Here is a 1,198-nt window from a genome sequence, read left to right as displayed (position 1 = left end):
CGCGGGGGCAGCGCCGCCGGCACCGGCTCGGTGGTCACCTTCACCGTCGCCAGCAGCAGACCTTCCGTGCTGAACAGCTCCTCGGACAGCGCCGCGAGCTCGTGCTCCGTGCGCACCGTGCGCGCATTCTCGAAGCCCACCGCCCTGGCCACGCCCGTGATATCCACACCGCGACCGGCGTGCGCGGGCTGCATGCCGGTCTCCGCATAGTGCTCGTTGTCGATCACGATCACCGCCAGATTCTGCGGCTTGTCCACCGCGGCGGTGGCCAGCGAACCAACCCCCATCATCATCTCGCCGTCGCCGGTGACCACCACCACCCGGCGCTTGGGCTGCGCCCGGGCGATGCCCAGGCCGACCATCACCGAGCCGCCCATGGCGCCCCACAGGTAGAAGTTGCCGGCGCAGTCGCCGGTCGATGCCACGTCGTAGGTGGGATTGCCCAGGCTGGTCACCACCAGGGCATCGCCGCGGTGCTTCAGGATCTTGGCAATCGCCACGCGACGATTCAAAACAGCCTTTTGCGCTTCACTCATCACAATCTCACTTGTTGAAGTTCTTGGCCCCGATGACGCGCTGACCGATCAGCACCGCCGCCAGCCGGCCCGTCTGGTACGCGAAACGGGCCGTCGCGCCCACCGTCTTGGCCACTTCCCCGGCTTCGTCAGCGCGATACACGTACGTGCCGGCCGACTCCAGCGCTTCCTGGGTCGATTTGCCCATCGCCACCTGCCAGGGGTTGAACTCGCTCCACTCGCCGCGCATCGTGACAATGGCAAAGAACGGCATGCGGCATTCGTGCTGCAGCGACAGCATGTTGATGCAGTTGCCCACGCCGCTGGACTGCATCAGCAGCACACCGCGCTCGCCGCCCAGCCAGGCGCCGGCCACCATCGCCACGCCTTCCTCCTCGGTGGTCAGCGACACGGTGCTGATCTCCGGGTCCGCTTCGCACAATCGGATGAGTTCGCTGTGCCCGGCGTCCGGGACATAGCAGACCTGGCGGACATTCGCCGCCTTCAACTCTTCATAAATCTCTCGTGGCCAATTCGCCGACATCGTCTTCTCGCTCAAGATCACAGCGCCATCGCGCCGCCAGGTTCACCCTCGGCCATCGGCCGCTCTGTGCAAATCATGGGTCAAAGGAAGACGTCGCGTAAGTGATTTAATGGAATGATTAAATATTCCATTTTGTGAT

Annotated in this window: 2 protein-coding genes; both read right to left on the bottom strand. The window is 64.4% G+C overall.

Annotated features, from left to right (window positions below; translation table 11 throughout):
- Positions 1-536, bottom strand: a 536-nt coding sequence (locus AC3WL8_RS39890; protein WP_492380252.1) for a thiamine pyrophosphate-dependent enzyme, incomplete at its 3' end; no start/stop codon positions are given.
- A gap of 7 nt (positions 537-543) precedes the next feature.
- The gene (locus AC3WL8_RS39885) at positions 544-1,059 is read right to left on the bottom strand and encodes a thiamine pyrophosphate-binding protein (RefSeq protein WP_492380253.1); all 516 of its coding nucleotides are present in this window, start codon (positions 1,057-1,059) and stop codon (positions 544-546) included.
- Positions 1,060-1,198: the final 139 nt, after the last annotated feature.

Source organism: Cupriavidus sp. FW305-F7 (assembly GCF_058782875.1).
The sequence above is the reverse complement of the archived record's forward strand: the minus strand, read 5'-3'. Positions and strand labels throughout refer to the sequence as shown.